Annotated in this window: 16 protein-coding genes; 9 read left to right on the top strand and 7 right to left on the bottom strand. The window is 68.1% G+C overall.

Annotated features, from left to right (window positions below):
* The first annotated feature begins 26 nt into the window (after window positions 1-26).
* The 4 genes from NOV86_RS10200 to NOV86_RS10185 all read left to right on the top strand — a co-directional run bounded on the left by NOV86_RS10200 (window position 27) and on the right by NOV86_RS10185 (window position 2993).
* On the top strand, window positions 27-683 hold the full coding sequence (locus NOV86_RS10200; RefSeq protein WP_267641276.1) for a DUF7504 family protein: 657 nt from the start codon (window positions 27-29) through the stop codon (window positions 681-683).
* Window positions 676-1629, top strand: a complete 954-nt coding sequence (locus tag NOV86_RS10195) for a hypothetical protein (protein ID WP_267641275.1) — start codon at window positions 676-678, stop codon at window positions 1627-1629. The genes NOV86_RS10200 and NOV86_RS10195 overlap by 8 nt, the downstream gene beginning before the upstream one ends.
* A gap of 110 nt (window positions 1630-1739) precedes the next feature.
* Complete coding sequence (locus NOV86_RS10190) at window positions 1740-2036, top strand: DUF7130 family rubredoxin-like protein (protein ID WP_267641274.1); 297 nt, start codon at window positions 1740-1742, stop codon at window positions 2034-2036.
* Between the two features lie 33 nt (window positions 2037-2069).
* Window positions 2070-2993, top strand: coding sequence for a ketopantoate reductase family protein (locus NOV86_RS10185; RefSeq protein ID WP_267641273.1), 924 nt, complete (start codon window positions 2070-2072; stop codon window positions 2991-2993).
* Window positions 2994-3014: 21 nt separating this feature from the next.
* Here NOV86_RS10185 and NOV86_RS10180 read toward each other — a convergent pair whose 3' ends face one another.
* The 4 genes from NOV86_RS10180 to NOV86_RS10165 all read right to left on the bottom strand — a co-directional run bounded on the left by NOV86_RS10180 (window position 3015) and on the right by NOV86_RS10165 (window position 6637).
* On the bottom strand, window positions 3015-4052 hold the full coding sequence (locus NOV86_RS10180; RefSeq protein WP_267641272.1) for a lysylphosphatidylglycerol synthase transmembrane domain-containing protein: 1038 nt from the start codon (window positions 4050-4052) through the stop codon (window positions 3015-3017).
* A 1-nt stretch (window position 4053) separates the two neighbouring features.
* Complete coding sequence (locus NOV86_RS10175; protein WP_267641271.1) at window positions 4054-5574, bottom strand: sulfatase family protein; 1521 nt, start codon at window positions 5572-5574, stop codon at window positions 4054-4056.
* A gap of 72 nt (window positions 5575-5646) precedes the next feature.
* Window positions 5647-6015, bottom strand: coding sequence for a NifU family protein (locus NOV86_RS10170; RefSeq protein WP_267641270.1), 369 nt, complete (start codon window positions 6013-6015; stop codon window positions 5647-5649).
* Window positions 6016-6316: 301 nt separating this feature from the next.
* A complete protein-coding gene (locus tag NOV86_RS10165; RefSeq protein WP_267641269.1) occupies window positions 6317-6637 on the bottom strand; it encodes a DUF5783 family protein in 321 nt (106 codons plus the stop codon).
* Between the two features lie 111 nt (window positions 6638-6748).
* Here NOV86_RS10165 and NOV86_RS10160 point away from each other — a divergent pair, with 111 nt between their 5' ends.
* Together NOV86_RS10160 and NOV86_RS10155 are read left to right on the top strand one after the other, a co-directional pair.
* Window positions 6749-8548 carry a vWA domain-containing protein gene (locus NOV86_RS10160; protein WP_267641267.1) on the top strand — a complete coding sequence of 600 codons (1800 nt, stop codon included), beginning with the start codon at window positions 6749-6751 and terminating at the stop codon, window positions 8546-8548.
* Between the two features lie 486 nt (window positions 8549-9034).
* Window positions 9035-9487, top strand: a complete 453-nt coding sequence (locus tag NOV86_RS10155) for a TIGR03668 family PPOX class F420-dependent oxidoreductase (RefSeq protein ID WP_267641265.1) — start codon at window positions 9035-9037, stop codon at window positions 9485-9487.
* A gap of 471 nt (window positions 9488-9958) precedes the next feature.
* Here NOV86_RS10155 and NOV86_RS10150 read toward each other — a convergent pair whose 3' ends face one another.
* Window positions 9959-13465, bottom strand: coding sequence for an efflux RND transporter permease subunit (locus tag NOV86_RS10150; RefSeq protein WP_267641263.1), 3507 nt, complete (start codon window positions 13463-13465; stop codon window positions 9959-9961).
* A gap of 150 nt (window positions 13466-13615) precedes the next feature.
* Here NOV86_RS10150 and NOV86_RS10145 point away from each other — a divergent pair, with 150 nt between their 5' ends.
* From NOV86_RS10145 to NOV86_RS10135, 3 genes are all read left to right on the top strand, one after another.
* A complete protein-coding gene (locus tag NOV86_RS10145) occupies window positions 13616-14296 on the top strand; it encodes a TetR/AcrR family transcriptional regulator (RefSeq protein ID WP_267641260.1) in 681 nt (226 codons plus the stop codon).
* A 112-nt stretch (window positions 14297-14408) separates the two neighbouring features.
* Entirely contained in the window at window positions 14409-14654 is a 246-nt protein-coding gene (locus tag NOV86_RS10140) for a hypothetical protein (RefSeq protein ID WP_267641258.1), read from the top strand.
* 58 nt (window positions 14655-14712) lie between these two features.
* The gene (locus NOV86_RS10135; protein ID WP_267641256.1) at window positions 14713-15801 is read left to right on the top strand and encodes an AI-2E family transporter; all 1089 of its coding nucleotides are present in this window, start codon (window positions 14713-14715) and stop codon (window positions 15799-15801) included.
* 41 nt (window positions 15802-15842) lie between these two features.
* On the opposite strand, the gene NOV86_RS10130 is transcribed toward NOV86_RS10135, so the two are convergent.
* Together NOV86_RS10130 and NOV86_RS10125 are read right to left on the bottom strand one after the other, a co-directional pair.
* Complete coding sequence (locus tag NOV86_RS10130; RefSeq protein ID WP_267641254.1) at window positions 15843-16433, bottom strand: DsrE/DsrF/DrsH-like family protein; 591 nt, start codon at window positions 16431-16433, stop codon at window positions 15843-15845.
* A 3-nt stretch (window positions 16434-16436) separates the two neighbouring features.
* Window positions 16437-16682: a sulfurtransferase TusA family protein gene (locus NOV86_RS10125; protein ID WP_267641252.1), complete on the bottom strand. Its 246-nt coding sequence runs from the start codon at window positions 16680-16682 to the stop codon at window positions 16437-16439.
* Window positions 16683-16856: the final 174 nt, after the last annotated feature.

The raw sequence follows: 16856 nt of genomic DNA, 5'->3' as shown, positions 1-16856 counted from the left end.
GCACGACGCTACCACGACGACACCACATGACGATCTCCGACCAGCACTACGACACGCTGACCGATTCGATGAACCTCTCCTTCCTCCGGGCGGGGAGGGTCGTCCTCCTCACCGGCGGGACGGCTCGCGCCCAGCGAGCGATGTTGCTCGAGTTCTGCTGCCGGGCACCGACGGCGAGCGGGGCCGTCTTCGTGACGACCGGCGCGGACGTCGAGGCCTCGAAGGCGGCCTGTGACCGCCTGCTCGCCGCGGGGGTGGACCCGGTCGGGTTCGTCGGCGCACTCGAGGGCGAGGGGGCGCAGGTCGACTTCCCCGATGGCGTCCACTACCGGCCGACGCCGCCGTCACCCGGGGTCCCCGACCTCGGCGAGGGGGCGCTCTCGCTCGTGGACGGCCTCGCGGGCGGCGAGGGAGCCCCCGTCATCGTCGGCGTCGACTCCCTCTCGGACCTGCTCGCGGCCGAGGACGTCCAGATGGTGTACCGGTTCGTCCACATCCTGACGACCCGGCTCCGGAACGCCGGGGCGACCGCGGTCCTGACGCTGGACGAGAGCCGGCACGACGACCGCGACGTCCGGACGCTCAGGCGGCTCTTCGACCACGACGTCAGCCTCACGGCCGGGCCGGACGGCTCGCTATCGGCCTCGGTCGAGGCGCTCGGTGGTGACGGAGCCGATGGATGACGAGAAGCTCATCGACGCCATCACGGGGGCCGTCGACGACGAGGAGGCCCGCGACGCGCTCGCGGCGGCGATGGCGGACGACGAGGTCCGTGACGCACTGAGCGAGGCCGTCGAGCAGGAGGCGCTGGAGCAGGCGAAGTCGGCGGTGCAGCAGTACGAGGCGGCGACCGCCGCCAGCGAGGCGTCCGATACCGACACCGCGACCGACGACGCACGGGAGGCTGCCGGCGGCGACGCCGGCCCGGGACGGCTCCGGTCGTTGCTGGCGCTCCTCCTGTGGTGGCGCGGCACCGCGGAGGAGGTCTTCGAGGACGAGGAGGAACTGGAGGGGCCGGCCGCGAAGTACGCCGAGGTCCGGTCGCTGGTCGACCAGTGGGAGCCCCCGGAGTCACAGAACCGGACCTACGCCACCAAACTCCGGACCGACCTCGACCGGGGACTCAACGACGACGTCGAGACGATGTGGGAGCGCGACGTGGTCGAGACGCGCAACGGCCGGGACACCTGCGACGTCATCGTCAACGGCGTCATCGGCGTCAAGTTCGTCCACGAGTTCTCGAAGGGCGACCTGCTGCGACTCTCGCGGTCGCTCCAGGCGTACGCCAGCCAGCACCAGTACCTCATCGTCTACGTCCACGGCTCAAGCGCGCTCGTCAACCGGTGGCGCATCCTGAAGCGGAAGTACACCGCCGAGCGACTCGGCGTCGAGGGGTTCGACTTCGTCATCGAGTCCACGCCGGGGTCGGACCCGAACCCGCGGGGCGACGGCCGACCGAACCCCATCGTCCCCGCGCTCACGGGGCTGGTCACCCTCGTCGGCATCGCGCTCGTGGTGTTCTCGGCGTTCGTCAGGTACGGGACAGACGTGGCGGCGGTCCTCGGGTTCGTCATGGTCGCGGCCTGGCTCGTGTACGAGGTGTACGTCAACCCGGTCATCCGGCCCTGAATGGCTTCGTTTCGGGAAACCGTCACGACGCTCCCGGGACCGCTGGCATGCGGTGTCCTTGCCCCGTGTTAGCACACTGTTTTAAGCCCCTTGCGACCGTTTACCACAGTATGAGCGAGAGCCAGCAGACGAAGCTCCGGTTCGGCACCGACATCTACACAGAGGACGGCACGAAGGTCGGGACCATCCGCGGCTTCGACGAACACGGGTTCTACGTCACCGCCGACGAGGGCCTCGAGGGGATGAGCATCGAGCACATCCGCGCGGGCCACGAGTTCGGCGAGGGCGAACTGATGTGGCGCTGCTGGGAGTGTGGCGAGATGGGCCGCCTGGACAGCGACATCCCGGACGAGTGCCCGAGCTGTGGCACCAGCAAGGAGGACATCTACTACTGGACGGAAGACTAGCTGTTTTTGCCGCCGCCCCGCGCAGGGGCGGATATGCGAATCTGTATCTACGGGGCGGGGAGCCTGGGGAGCCTCGTCGGCGGGCTCCTCGGCCACCACGGCCACGACGTGACGCTCGTCGGCCGCGAGTCCCACGTCGCCGCGGTCCGCGAGTCGGGACTCCGGGTCGTCACGCCCGACGACGCGTTCACGGTCGACGTGGGGGCCACCACGGACGTCCACGACTGCGAGGGGGCCGACCTCGCCATCGTGACGGTGAAGGCGTTCGACACCGCGGCCGCGGCCCGGGACCTCGCCGACTGCGACCTCGACGCCGTCTGCTCGTTCCAGAACGGCATGGGCAACGAGGCGACGCTCGCCGCACACCTCGACTGCCCGGTGTACGCCGGGACGGTCACCTACGGCGCGGTCCTCCGCGAGGCCGGCACGGTCGAATGCACCGGCGTCGGCGAGGTCGTCTTCGGCCCCCACGAGGGCGGCGAGGGCCCCCTCGACGCCGCCCTCGAGACGGCCTTCACCGACGGTGGCCTCGTCGCCGAACTCACGGCCGACATGCCCCGCCGGCTCTGGCAGAAGCTCGCGGTGAACGCGGGCATCAACACGGTGACCGCCCTCGCCGACGTGGACAACGGGGACCTGCTGTCGGGCGAGGCCCACGAGCTGGCGACGACCGCGGCCAGGGAGACAGCCCGGGTCGCCCGCGGCCACGACGTGTCGCTGTCGAACCGGACGGCGGTCGCGGCGGTCGAGTCGGTCGCCACGGCCACCGCGATGAACACCTCCTCGATGCGCCAGGACGTCCACGACGGGAAGCGAACCGAGGTCGACGCCATCACCGGCTACGTGGTCGAGCAGGCCGACGAGATTCCGGACGCACACGTCTCGGTCCCCGTCTGTGAGACGGTGACCCGGCTGCTCCGGGCGTGGGAGGACGGGCGCGGGCTGCGGCCGGCCTGACGCCGCGCCGGACGTCTTTTCTCAGGCGCGGATCGTCACCCACAGCGCCGCGATGCCACCCACGAGGAGCGCGAACAGGTAGCTCTCGACGCGGTAGAGCGTCGCGACGGCGAGCGAACTGCTGGTCGGGAGCCCGCCGACCTGCGAGAGCAACACGGTGAGCGCGCCCTCGACCGCGCCGAGGCCGCCGGGCGTCGGGACCAGTCCCGCGATGGTCGAGGCGGGCACGATGAAGAAGACGAGGATGGCGTTCATGTCCGCCCCGGTCGCCCGGACCGCGGTGTACATCGGGATGGTGAAGAGGAACCAGCCGAGGTAGGAGTAGCCGAGCGCCCGCGCCAGTGCCTGGGGCTCGGCCGTGATGCGCTCGATGGCCGTGTAGAACCGCTCGATGCGGTGGCGGATACCGTCCGCGCTGATGCGGCTGGTGAGCCGCGAGAGCGGTCTGACGATGCGGACGACCGCCTCCTCGACGCCGGTCCGGTGGCGCCAGCCGGCCCAGACGACGGCCGGGACGCCCACGGCGAGCGCGCCGAGGCCGAGGACGAGGTTGTCGACGGTGTCCGACCCCCCGAAGGAGGTCTGTAACACGAGGTAGGCGACCCCGACCGCCGCGAAGTTGAAGAACGGCAGCAGGTTCAACAGGTCGGCGGTGACGACGCTCGCGAGGCTCTGCTCGTAGTCGGCGTCGGTGTCCCGCGAGAGGACGTACGCGATGAAGGGCTCGCCGCCGGCCTGCCCCAGTGGCGTGACGTAGTTGGCGAACGTCGCCGCGAAGTACGTCACGACGAGCTTGTGGTACGGCACCTCGATGCCGCCCACGCCGAGGACGATCTGCCAGGCGCGACCCCACATCATCAGGCAGAGCAGGGTCGAGAGACAGCCGAGCGCGATCCACGTCGGGTCTGCTTCCCGCAGCTCTGCGATGGTCTTCTCCCACCCGACGACGGTGCCGAGCAGGTAGACCAGGACGAGGGCGATGACGAAGCCCACGCCCATCTTCACGAGGGTCTGGCGGCCGAACATCTCCGCGAAGGACCCGCCCTTCTGTCCCGTCACGTTACTCGATGTACCCGAGGTCCTGGAGTCTGTCTTTCGCGTCGTCGCTCATGTCGCCGAGGACGTCGTCGTCGTCGACCTCCTTCCACTCGCCGCCGACGAGGTCCTCGAACTCGGAGAGGGTCGCCTCGACCTCCTCCTTGACGGGGTCGTCGGCCGCGATGCGGTCGTCGGTCTCGCCGGGGTCCTCGTCGAGCCGGTAGAACTCGTCGGTGATGCGCTCGTTCCGGATGTACTTCCCGTCGAGGCGACGGGCGGCGCGCATCCGCGAGTAGAACCGCGAGTCGGTGTCGAGCGTGATGCCGGCGTTGCTGGCCTTCTGCTCGAGCTGCTTGAGTTCGACGACCGGCCGGTAGTACTCCACGAAGGCGTACTCGCCGAAGTCGACGTCGTCGGCGTCGGTCCGGGGCGGGACGACGCCCTCGCGGTGGGAGTCCGAGAGCAGCGAGCGCGAGGGGTCGAGGTCGACCGCCTGCGCGTCACCGGACTCGACGCCCGCGTGGTCCAGCACGGTGTGGTAGAGGTCGACGAGTTCGAGCTGCTGGTCGTAGCGCCCGGGTTCGAGGTCCGGGTGCTTGACCATACACGGGACGTTCACGAGCGGGTCGTAGATACAGAACTCGTGGCCGTACAGGTCGTGCTCGCCGAACAGTTCGCCGTGGTCCGCACAGACCACGACGAGGGTGTCCTCCCAGTGCCCCTCGGCCTGCATCCAGTCGAACAGCCGCTGGAGTTCGGCGTCGATGTGCCGGATCTCGGCGTCGTAGAGGCCCTGGATGTCCGCCCACTCGTCGTCGTCGATGTCGCGGGCGCCGCAGTTGTACTCCTTGGAGTTCTGGCAGACCTCCTGGGGGTCCGCGCCGGGTGCGAACTCCTCGCGGTACTCCTCGGGCGGGTGGTACGGCAGGTGTGCGTCCATCAGGTTGATGAACTGGAACCAGTTGTCGTCCGCGGAGTCGATGAAGTCCTGCGTCTGGTCGATGACCTGCGGGGTCTTCGAGTCGGCCCCCTCGCCGGAGGCGAGGTACTCGTGGGCCTTGTTGCCGACGGAGACGAGCCAGTCCGCGATCTTGCGGAGCTTCTCGTTGTCGTTCATCGTCTTCCAGGCCTTCGCCATCGGCCCGGAGAGGAAGTCGCCGGGCATGACTTCGAAGAAGTTGTCCTGGTCGTCGAAGCCGTCGGTCAGGTGGGTGTACGGGGTGATCCAGGCGTTCGAGGAGTAACACGCGCTCCGGTGGGTGTCCGAGAGCGTCTGGGCGAGCGTCGTCGCCCCCTCTAGGTACGGGTTCTCCTGGCTGGCACCGTGCTGACTCGGGTACAGGCCGGTGAACAGCGAGGCGTGAACCGGCAGCGTCCACGGCGCGGGCGCGACTGCCTGCTCGTAGACGGCTGCCTCCTCGGCGAACGCCTCCAGCCCCGGCGTCGTCGGGCGGTCGTACCCGTAGACGGACAGGTGGTCCTTGCGCACCGTGTCCATGACGACGAAGAGGACGTTCTGGCCGGCCGTGTCGGTGCGTTCCATACTGGTGCTCGGGGGGACCGGAGACTAAGTACTGTTGTTTTCCCTGAGCAGATGAAAACGGAAGTGAACTTCTCAGAACGGGGCCTGCGGGCCTTCGTCGTCCTCGCCGTCGTCGTCGACCGTCTCACCGGGGAACGAGGGGGACATGCCGCCACCGCTGCCGCCCTGGCCGCCCTCGCCGCCCATACCGGTCTCGGCGTGGACCTCGTTGATCTCGGGTATCTCCTTGACCATGCGGGACTTGATCGCCTGGATGGTCATCGGGGAGATGCCACAGCCGGAACAGGCACCACCGAGCAGGATGGTGACCTCGCCCGACTCGCGGTCGAGGTCCTGGATGGCCGCACTGCCCCCGTGCATCTGGATCTGTGGGAAGTTGCGACGGAGGAAGTTCGTGACGCGTTCCTCGAGGTCGTCGCCCTTCTGAGCGTCGGTACTCATGGATAGGGCTTGGGAGTCACCGTCCCTAAACCTTGCGCACCGGGTCGGATTCGCGGCTCCGTCGGTCGAACCCACCGCAGACACGGCTGTTCTCCCCGGTATGCGGGACGTTCACGCCCACCGAACACTTAAGCGGGCGGGCGTCAATCTGCCTGTAACTATGGGACTACTCAACGTACTGATGGAGATGCTGGAGGGGTACATGGAGGGCGGCACCGAAGAGGCGCTCTCCGAGGGCGTCGAAGAGGTCGCGGAGGAGGCCACCGGCCGGGACTTCTGACCGACGGGTCGACCCCCGGCGTCAGCGGATGTTGAAGACGCGCCGGAGTTCCGACTCTATCTCGTCGGTGTACTCCGAGAGGATGGCGTCGAACTTCTCCTCGGCGACGACGACCCCCGTGAGCCGGTCGTAGGGTTCGTCGGGCAACTCGATGGTGAACTCGCCGTCGCCCTCGTAGTGCGGCTCGGACTCGTTGAGCACCTGCTGGTCGATGCCGTGGATGAGTTGTGAGTCGTACTTCTCGTTGAGCGTGTTGAACGCGTTCTTGTACGCCTGCTGGAGGCGTGGGAAGTACTCCACGTACTTCTCCTCCTCGAAGGTCTCCGGATCGAGGTCTTCCATACCCGGTCGAAGGGTCAGCCCCGACAAAAGTGGGGCGTTTCGCCGCGCCACGGTGAAAGTCTCGTTTCAGCTAGCCCACACGTAATGTGGCTGCTTCGCCTCTGTACGCCTATGTCCCCGCGAAACCGCAGAGCGTTCCTCTCGCTCGCGACGACCGCGGCAGCCACCGGTCTCGCCGGCTGCTCGCAGGTCCTCCCCGGCACGAGCCCGCGAACCGACGGCGACGACGACCTGCCGACGACTGCCCCACCCGGCGAGCTCGTCGACGACTGGCAGTACGACCCGAGCCAGCACCAGGGCGACAGTGGCGGCAGTTCCAACGCCTCGGGCGGCGCCGGCGGAGGGAGTACCGCCATGGCGACCCAGACCACCGCGAGCACCTCCGTCGGCCTCTCTGCCGGCGGCGCGAAGGACGTGAACAACTTCCGCCAGAACATCGAGGAGGACTACCTCCCCATCCCCTCGGACCTCTCCTACGAGGGGCTGTTCTACGACTACTACTTCGACACCGGTTCGAAGAAATCGTGCGAGTCGCTGTTCTGTCCCTCCTACTCGCCGGCGGTCACCGCCGACCCGCTCTCCGGCGAGACCGAGCGCTACCTCTCGGTCGGGCTGAACTCCGGCCTCGACGCCGAAGACTTCGACCGCAAGCGCCTGAACCTCGTCGTCGTCCTCGACATCTCCGGGTCGATGGGGTCGCCCTTCAGCCAGTACTACTACGACCAGTACGGCAACAGGCAGGAGGTCGAGGACGCGGGCGACCGCTCGAAGATCGCGGTCGCGAAGGACGCCCTCGCCAGCCTGACGAAGCAACTCCGCCCGGGCGACCGCTTCGGCGTCGTCCTCTACAACAGCGAGGCCGCGGTCGCGAAGCCGATGAACCCCGTCGAACGGACCGACATGGACGCCATCCGGGGGCACATCCGCGAGGACATCGAGGCCACCGGTGGCACCCACCTCTCGGCCGGCCTCGACGCCGCCTCGGGGCTGCTCGAGGAGTACCGCGACGCCGACCAGACGACCTACGAGAACCGGATGATCGTCCTCACGGACGCGATGCCGAACATCGGCGACACCAGCGCGGACAGCCTCGAAGACCGTCTCGCGCGCGAGGCCGAGAACAACGTCCACAGCACCTTCGTCGGCATCGGCGTCGACTTCAACTCCGACATCGTCGACCAGATCACCAGCGTCCGCGGCGCGAACTACTACTCGGTCCACTCGGCGAAGCAGTTCGAAGAGCGCGTCACCGACGGCTTCGAGTACATGGTCACGCCGCTGGTCTTCGACCTCTCGCTCGAACTCGACGCCGAGGGGTACGACATCGAGAAGGTCTATGGGTCGAGCGCCGCCGAGGAGGCCACCGGTCAGCTCATGCAGGTGAACACGCTGTTCGCCTCACCCACCTCCGAGGGCAAGACGAAGGGCGGGGTCGTGCTCGTGAAGGTGACGCGAACAGGGAACGGCGGGTCGGGCCAACTTCGCCTCCGTGCCAGCTGGGAGGACCGCACCGGCAAGGCGGGCCAGACCGAGACGACCATCGAGTTCCCGGCCAGCGACCCGGAGTACTTCGCCAACTCCGGTGTCCGCAAGGCCGTCCTCCTCACCCGCTACGCCGACCTGCTGAAGAACTGGATGGTCGCCGAGCGCGAGTCCGGTGGCGACCCGCCCGCCGAGGGTATCGAGGTCCCCGGTGAGGACCTCGGGAAGTGGGAGCGCCAGTCCGACCCGCTCACCGTCTCCAGCGAGTACCGCCAGCGCTTCGCCACGTTCACCGACCACTTCGAGTCCGAGATGACCGCGCTCGGCGACGAGACCCTGCAACAGGAACTCGACGTGCTCCGGGAGCTGGCGGGCGAGGCGACGGCTACGCGGCTGGCCGGGGTGCTGTCGTCCCGGTCGCTCCCGTAAGCCCCACAACACGAACACGTCTTCTCGCGCCACTCGGCAATTGTTCCCCGACTCTCTCCACAGAAGAGAGTCCGGCTGCGGACGACAGTAACTACTGTCTCTCTCTCTGCACCCGTGTCGATATGGTCGAGCTGTCGAGTCGCCGGGCCAGACGGGCAGGCGACCGGGCTGGTCCCGACCGCTGAACTTTGGTTCTCCGCTCTCGCCAGCCGATACCTGCCGCCGAGCACCGCTTCGCAGCGAGGCTCGTCACGACTCGACCCGATTCTGTATAGTGGAATGGGATTCATGGCGTGGGTCGGGGTGAACCGAGGCACCCACCGATTCGAAGCGCCCTCGCCGCTCTCGAACCGGAACTGGGTGTCTGAGCTGGCAGAACCGGTCGGAAACCGTTTCGGCGCACTGTCTTCACCAGCCTTCGGAACCAGCCCTCGCGCACCTTCGCTCCGACGAACCTCTTTCTGGCTCTGCTGCCTTCGTCACGGTATGTTCCAGGAGGCCGAACGCCGGTACCTCGAGACGGCGCGGGTCGGTCGGCTGGCGACCGCCGACGCCAGGGGTCGCCCCAGTGCGATTCCGGTGTGCTTCGCCCTCGTCGACGGAACCGTCGTGACGCCGATCGACGAGAAACCACAGCGTGTCGCTCCGGGTGCGCTCCGGCGGAGTCGAGATATCAGCGAGAACCCGTACGTCACCCTGGTCGTCGACCACTACACCGAGGACTGGGGCAGACTCGGCTGGGTGCAGGTTCGCGGGACGGCGAGCCACTGTGCGCCCGACGACGATTCCCACAGTGCTGGCGTCGTCGCGCTCCGGGAGAAGTACGAGCAGTACACCGAACACGCCCTCGAGAACCGGCCGCTCATCCGGATCTCCCCGGGGAGTGTGCGTTCGTGGGGCGACCTCGAGCGTCCCGGGGAGTCCTCGGAGTCGACGTAGGGTCTGCGAGTGGCGTGGTTTCGGGTGGAACCGGCCCAAATTCGCCGAGGTCGCGGGCACGCGGGACCACCACAGATTGGGAGCGATACTGTGGGGGTTGCAGTGCTGGAAACCGGGCTCCAGTAACGTTGCTGGGTTTCGCCGGGCACGACGACACTCCACTCCAGCGTCGGTGCGTTAGTCGATCTCGTGGCGCCGGGAGACTGCCGTACTCCTCAGGCTGGCCAGGAACCACCGACCCGAACTGACCCCGACCGCGGTGCAGGACCAGTCCAGCTGGATTCCATCGAGAGGGAACTCCAGAGGCGTCTTGCTCCCAGATTCGACCGGTTTACTGGAATCCACGCATCTACCACGATAAACTGCATACGACGATACGAAATCGGGTTTTGCGAGGGAACTTCGGCTACGAACGCGCCCGCGACTTGGCGAGCCGGCTCCTCGACGAGAATCTGCAGCGTCGAGGCCGACTCAGTCGGCCGACGCCGGAAGCCGCCCGACCGCCGGTCTCTCGGCCGTTCCGTCCTCGACCCGGAGCCAGGCCCGGGTGAGTCGCTCGAACTGCGCCGCGGTGAGTTCCCCCTGCTCGAACGCGGTCGCGGCGACCGCGAGGTCCGCGTCGGTCGCGTAGCCCTGGGACACCACGCGCTCGAACAGGTCCGCGACGACCTGGACGCTGTCCTCGCCCGCGACGCGCGTCTCGCTGGCGGCCGTCTCGACCGTTCCGGCGAACCGGGCGGTATCGCCGTCTGTCGCGTTCTGGGGGATGGTCGTCTCGTAGGTGCAGCGCCGGTCCTCACCCGCGTCGCCGTCCCAGGCCACGAACACGACGCCGTCGGTGGCCATCGCCTGCGCTGGTTCGGGGGAGACCTCGACCAGACCGGTCTCGGTCCCGACCGCGCGGTCGCGGAGGACGAGCCGGCCGTCCCCACCTTCGACCGCGAGGTGGACCCGGAGCGTCTGTCCCGGCCGGACGTGGGTCTGTTCGAGGGTGCGCGTCGCAGTGGGGCTGGCGAGTTCGCCGTCGTCGGCAGGTTCGTCGGCGACCGTCTCCAGCCCGGTCGCCACCGCGGATTCCGCGGGGTCGGACCGTCCGGGCTCTTCGTCATCGACGCCGAGCGTCTCGGGGTGGGCGAACCGCGTCCAGAGCACGAGCAGGCTCGGGAGCACGACCACGCTGGCGACGAAGGCGTATGCGATTGTCAGCGCCGTGATGAGCCCGAACTGCTGGAGGAACGGCAGGATGGCGACCGTGAGGACGCCGAACCCGCCGGCCGTCGTCGCGGCGCTGCTCGCCAGTGCACCACCGGTCCCCGTGACCGCGGCCGCCAGCGCGTCCCACGCCGACCCGAGTTCGGCCAGTTCGTGGTTGTAGCGCTCGCTGACGTGGACGCTGTAGTCCACGCCCATCCCGATGGTCAGGCTGGTGATCAGCCCGGTGACGACGTTGAACGAGATGTCGAGCAGGTGCATCGTCCCGAGTATCCACGCCAGCGTGAACACGACCGGGAGCACCGTGACCGCCCCGAGTGAGGCGCTCCCCTCGGTGACCCGGTACGCGAGCATCAGGATGACGGTCACGACCACGAGCGAGATGACGAGCCCCCGGAGGACGGTCGTCAGGAGCTGTTCCTGCGTGAGCTGGTCGACGATGACCTGCCCGGTCGCGACCGCCTCGGACCCGTCGTCGCCGTCGCCGTCCCCGTCGACGATGCTGGCCACGTCGCGCATCTCCTCCAGCACCGTCTCGCCGTCGGCACCGCCGTCGACCGAGACGACCAGCCTGAGCGCCTCGTACTCGCCGGAATCGCTCCGGTAGACGGTCTCGCCGGCCTGGTCGGGTGCGGCCGCGTACAGGTCGTCGTAGACGCGGGTGACGTTCTCCTCGGGGACGCCGTCGTCGTCGGTGTCGGCGGCGGCGAGGGTCGCCGCGAACGACTCGTTCTCGGCGGCGACGCGCTCGAACGTGGCGACGGGGCTGTCGATGGCCGCCTCGCCGTTCGAGAGCCGGCTCGTGGTGTCCTTCTCCGCGGCGGCGTCGGTGGCCGCGTGCAACCGGTCGAGGGTGGCCGGGTCGGTCACGTCGTCGGTGACGAGTATCTGGGCCTGCGAGTCCTCGCGGACGAAGCGGTCGTTCAGCACCGACATCGCCTCCTGGGCCTGGTAGTCGCCGGGCGCGAGCGGGTCGGGCAGGTCCTGCATCCACTCGCTCGGGTCGTCCGCGAGGAAGTCCTCCTGGCTGAAGCTCGTGCCGACCTGCGTCCCGCCGTAGGCCCCGGCCGCGGTGAGGAGGAGGGCCACGACGAGGATGGCCGCCGGTGCCCTGCGGGCAGCCGCCTCGCCGACGCGGAGAGCCTCGGTGAAGCGGCCGCCGCCGGTGCCGAAGGCGGGGAGCTGGCGGTTCCACCCCCGCGATTCGAGCCAGGCGTCGAGTTCGAGCTTCACCGCGGGCACGAGCACGCCGAAGACGAGCAGCGCCGAGCCGATGCCGACCGCGGCGACCACGCCGACCGTTCGAAAGGTCCCGATGGGGCTGGTGAGGTTCGAGAGGAAGCCGACGACCGTGGTCGTCGTCACGAGGACGAGTGCGCCCCCGACCGTCGCGAGGCTGGTCCGCATCGCGGCGAGCGGGCTGGTGTCGGCATCCCGCTCCTCGCGGTAGCGCATCACGACGTGGATGGCGTAGTCGATGGAGAGGCCGATGAGCAACACCAGTATCATGATGAACATCTGGTTGAACGCGATGCCGGTCCAGCCCATCACGCCGAACGTCCAGACGAGCACGGTGACGACGCCGGCCAGCCCGAGCACCACGTCGAGCAGGTCGCGGTAGGCGATGGCGAGCACGACCAGCACGAACGCGAACGCCAGCGGCCCGACGATGGCGATGCTGTCGCTCATCGAGGCCGAGATCTCGTCGGCGACGATGCCGCTCCCGAAGACGAGGTAGGTCAGCTCGCTGTCCTGCGACGCCGCGAGGTCCTGCATCGCCAGCTCGGCGTCGATGACCGCCTCCGGGGCGTCACCGGGTGCGAAGGACGCGGCGTCGGTCTGCTGGGTCACGAGCACCAGCGTCGCGTTCGCCTCCGTGCTTCCCGGCTCGTACTCCGCCGGCATGAACCGGAGCATCCGGGCGGTTCCCGGGCCGCTGACCGCTTCCGGACCGTCGTCGCCCTCGCCACTCTGACCGTTCCCACCGCCCTCGCCCCCGAGGACCCGCGACACCACGTCGTCGACCGCACTCTCGTTCATCGATTCGAGCTGGGCCTGCTGGGCGGCGAGCGTCGGGTCGATACCCGATTCGAGCACCTCCCGGTCGTCCTCCAGGTCCTCGTACTCCTCGGCGAGGACGCCCTGCGTCCCGAGGCGGTAGGCCGCCTGTCGCTGGCTCTCGTTCTCGGCGGTGCGGAGCTGCCGGGTCGCGTTCTCGAAGGTCTGCTCGTCCGCCGCCGAGAGGGTCACCGAACTGTTCGCCCGGACGTCCGCGAACGCGGCGCTCGCGCTGGCGTTGGGGTTCGCTTCGAGTCCGGCGAGTGCTTCCTGAAGCGCGGTGTTCGTCTCGTTCACCTCGTGCTGGCGGTCCTGCAGGTCGGCCGCGCGCTCCTCGGCGATGGCGGTCGTGGCGACGACGTTCGCGACGCTCCGGATACCGTCCTCGCCGACGCTCTCGTCGACCGTCTCGTTCGCGCGCAGGGCCTGCTGGTACGAGAGCGTCTCGACGAGGCTGTCCTTCGCGAGCACGTCGTCGTCTCGGACGACGATCTGTGCGACCGTCGTGTTCCCTTCGCCCCCCGAGAAGTTCGCGTCGAGGTAGTCCAGCGCGTCGCCCTCGGTCGTGCCGCCCTGGTACTGTTCGAGGGAGGTCGATTGCTCCATCGCCGGGACCCCGGCCCCGACGACCAGCGTCAGGACGAGCATCACGGCGATGGCGTGCTTGCTGTACGCGGTGACGAGGTCGGGGACGTCGGGGCGGCTCATCTGCCGGCCCTCCCTGCTCGCCGGGTACTGAACGAACGTTCGGTAGGCATGTGTCGAACGAACGTTCGGTAAGTAATCAATCTTTCGGCGTCTCCGCCGTGGCAGGCCCGCGCGGCACGCTTTTACGGACCGACCGAATATTCGGTCGGTATGAGCGACGGGCCCTTCACCGCCGAACCGACCGACACCCGCGAGAAGATCATGCACGCGACGTTCCGGGCGCTGCGCGAGTACGGGTACGCCGGGCTCTCCATCCAGCGAATCGCCGACGAGGCCGGCCTCAGCAAGTCCTCCTTCTACCACTTCTACGACGGGAAAGACGACCTCCTGCTCTCGTTCATGGAGTTCATGTACGGGCAGTTCGGGTCGGGCTTCGACATCCGTTTCAGCGACGACCCGGTCGAGGACCTGCGCCGCCACGCCCAGCTGATGGTCGCTGGCCCGATGGACGAGGACGTCGCGGGCGATATCATCGATACGGTCCCGGGCGAGGTCCCACCCGACGCACCGATCCGCGAGAAGAACGCGATGGAGCGCGGGCCGCTCGTCGAGGTCCGGGCCCAGGGCGTCAACGAACCCGCGTTCCGCGAGCGCTTCACCGATATCGACGCGGCCTTCCGCGGGACCTTCGCGGACATCATCGAGCGCGGCATCATCGAGGGGGTCTTCCGCGAGGTGGACGCCACGCAGGTCGCGGACATGCTGGTCACCATCGGGATGGGGACCATCTTCCGGGGCGCCACGTCGACGTTCGACCGGGAAGCCGCCATGGCCGAGGTCGACGCCTACGTCGAGGAGCGATTGCTCGCCGACGACGTGACGCTCGACTAGCCGGGGCCCGGCGCGGTCGAAAGCCGTCTACCACGTCCCACGGTACCACGAATCGAAGACTGAGTCGGTCAGTTGATTGAAAACAGTGGGCGAACAATGCGGTATCGAGACGATGTCGTCCCCTGCCCCCGAAGCCGTGCTGTCGCTGTTCCTCACGGCCCTGCTGTACGTCGGTCACCGGAGCGACCTCGGCCGACGGGCACTGCTGTCGCTGGCCTGTGCGGTGGGTATCGCGTACGTCCTGCTGTTCCAGGCGCTCCTCGGCAGCCCGCTGTTCCGCGCGGTCACCGCCAATCTCCAGGCGCTGCTGGTGCTCGCGGGGGCGGCCTTCGCCGTCATGACCGTCATCGACCGCTGACGGGGCGGGCCAGATACGTGGGTCGGTCGTTTTTCCGCGGCGAGCGACTCGTCCCGGTATGCCCCTGCTCGCCGACCGCGCGGACGACCGGCTGGTCTGGGTCGGCCTCGGCGTCGCACTGGCTGCCGTGGTCGCACTCACCCTGTTCCAGTACCTCGGCTCGCTGGTGTTCGCGGTCTTCCTCTACTACGCGATGCGGCCGATCCGCCGGCGGCTCGACGACCGCATCTCGCACGCGAACGTCCGCGTCACCGTGACCGTGCTCGCGGTCGCGGTCCCGATACTGCTGGTCTGTGGCTACGCCGCCGTCCTCGGGTTACAGGAACTCAGGACGGTGCTGGCGGCCCCCGAACTACGGCAGTACCGGCCCGCGTTCCAGCCCTACCTCGACCTCGCGCGCGAGGGGAAACTCGAACGCCTGTGGGGACGCCTGCAGGGCGGGTCGACCGCCGTCTCCGGGCACAGGGCCCTGCTGGAGACCGCACTGCGGCGGGTCGCCGCGGTGACGACCGTGCTCTTCGGCGTCCTCTCGCGGGTGTTCCTCCTGACCGTGTTCCTGTTCTACCTGCTGCGGGACGACTACCGGCTCCGTGCGTGGTTCTGCGAGTCCGTCGACCTGGGCGAGGACACCCAGGAGTTCCTCGATACGGTCGATGGGGACCTCGAGACGGTGTTCTTCGGCAACCTCGCGACGGTCGCCGTCTCGGCGGTCATCGCGACCGTGACCTACCTGCTGTTGAACCTGCTGGTGCCGGGGCCGGCGGTCGTGACGACGCCCATCCTGCTCGGGCTGCTCACGGGCATCGGGATGCTGGTCCCGGTCGTCGGCATGAAGATCGTCTACCTGCCCTACGGGGCCTACCTCGCGGTCGCGGCGCTGCTGGGGACGGTGCCGGGCTTCTACCCGGTCCTGTTCCTCGGCGTCGCGGTCGTGCTGGTGGACACGATTCCGGACTTCTTCGTCCGGTCGTTCCTCGCCTCGCGCAGCGGCCTCCACATGGGGCTGATACTGCTCGGCTACGTCCTCGGGTCGCTGGTGTTCGGCTGGTACGGGCTGTTCCTCGGCCCGCTCGTGGTCGTGGTGCTGGTCAACTACGGGACGGTCGTCTTCCCCGAGGTGGCGGGCGAGCTCACGCTCGGCTCCTGAGTCGGGGGTCGGCCGGAGAAAGGGACTCGCAAGCTACGGTCTCAGACCAGTAGCTGGATGTCGGCCTCGCCCATCTCGCTGAGGGCGCTGGCCGCGCCGACGCCGGTGGTGACACCGTCGAAGAAGTCGTCCTCGTCGTAGTCCATCAGGTCGATGGTCATCTGGCAGGCCTGGAACTCCACACCCATGTCCAGGCTCGTCTCGATGAGCTCCTCGATGGTCGCGGTGTCGTTGTCCGCGATGCGCTTTTCCATCATCTTCGTCGCCATGCGGTCCATCCCTGGGAGGGCCGCGATGGCGTTGGGCATCGGCATGTTGGGGTTGCCGACCGCGCTGAGCGAGAGGTTCTTCGAGTGCTTCTCGTGCAGGATGTCCAGTCCCCAGAACGTGTGGAAGACGGTCACGTCCCAGCCGAAGGCGGCCGCCGTGCTCGCCAGGATGAGTGGCGGGTAGGCCATGTCGAGGGTCCCCTTCGTGGCGATGATGACCATCTTCTGCTGGTCGTCGGCGACCTCGGTCTCGAGGTCGGCGAGTTGTGCTTCCAGGTCGTCGATGCGGGCACGCAGGGCTGCTGCGTCCTCGGCGTCGACGGCGGCGTCGGCGTCCTGCGATGCGGGCGTGTCGGTGCTCATGATTCACTCCGTCTTGCGCACGTAGTGCAGGTAGACGCCGTCGCCCTCCTCCTGGCCGACGAGCTCGACGCCGTCGGTGGTGTCGGCCCAGCCCTTGATGTCGCTCATGCTGCCGGAGTCGGTCGCGACCACTTCGAGCACGTCGTCCGCGTCGAGGCCGTCGATGGCCTGCTTGGTCTTGACGACGGGCATCGGGCAGTTCTCTCCTTTCACGTCGAGGGTCTCGGTAGCGCTGATGTCTGTGCTCATTGTTGCGTGTACTCCACAATATTGGGCTATACAATAAATATCTGTCGCTGTTCGAGGGCGGCTCGATTCGGGCTATATCTCTGTTATCGCGTGCGAGACCGCGTAGGTGAGCAGTCGGTAACTGCGACAGTCTTGCATGTATTGCGATATTCTATGCAAACGCTTAAGTGCGCA

Origin of the sequence: Haloarchaeobius amylolyticus, assembly GCF_026616195.1 — an archaeon.
Classification (GTDB): domain Archaea; phylum Halobacteriota; class Halobacteria; order Halobacteriales; family Natrialbaceae; genus Haloarchaeobius; species Haloarchaeobius amylolyticus.
Note: the sequence above shows the minus strand (reverse complement) of the source record. Positions and strands in the feature narration are given on the sequence as shown.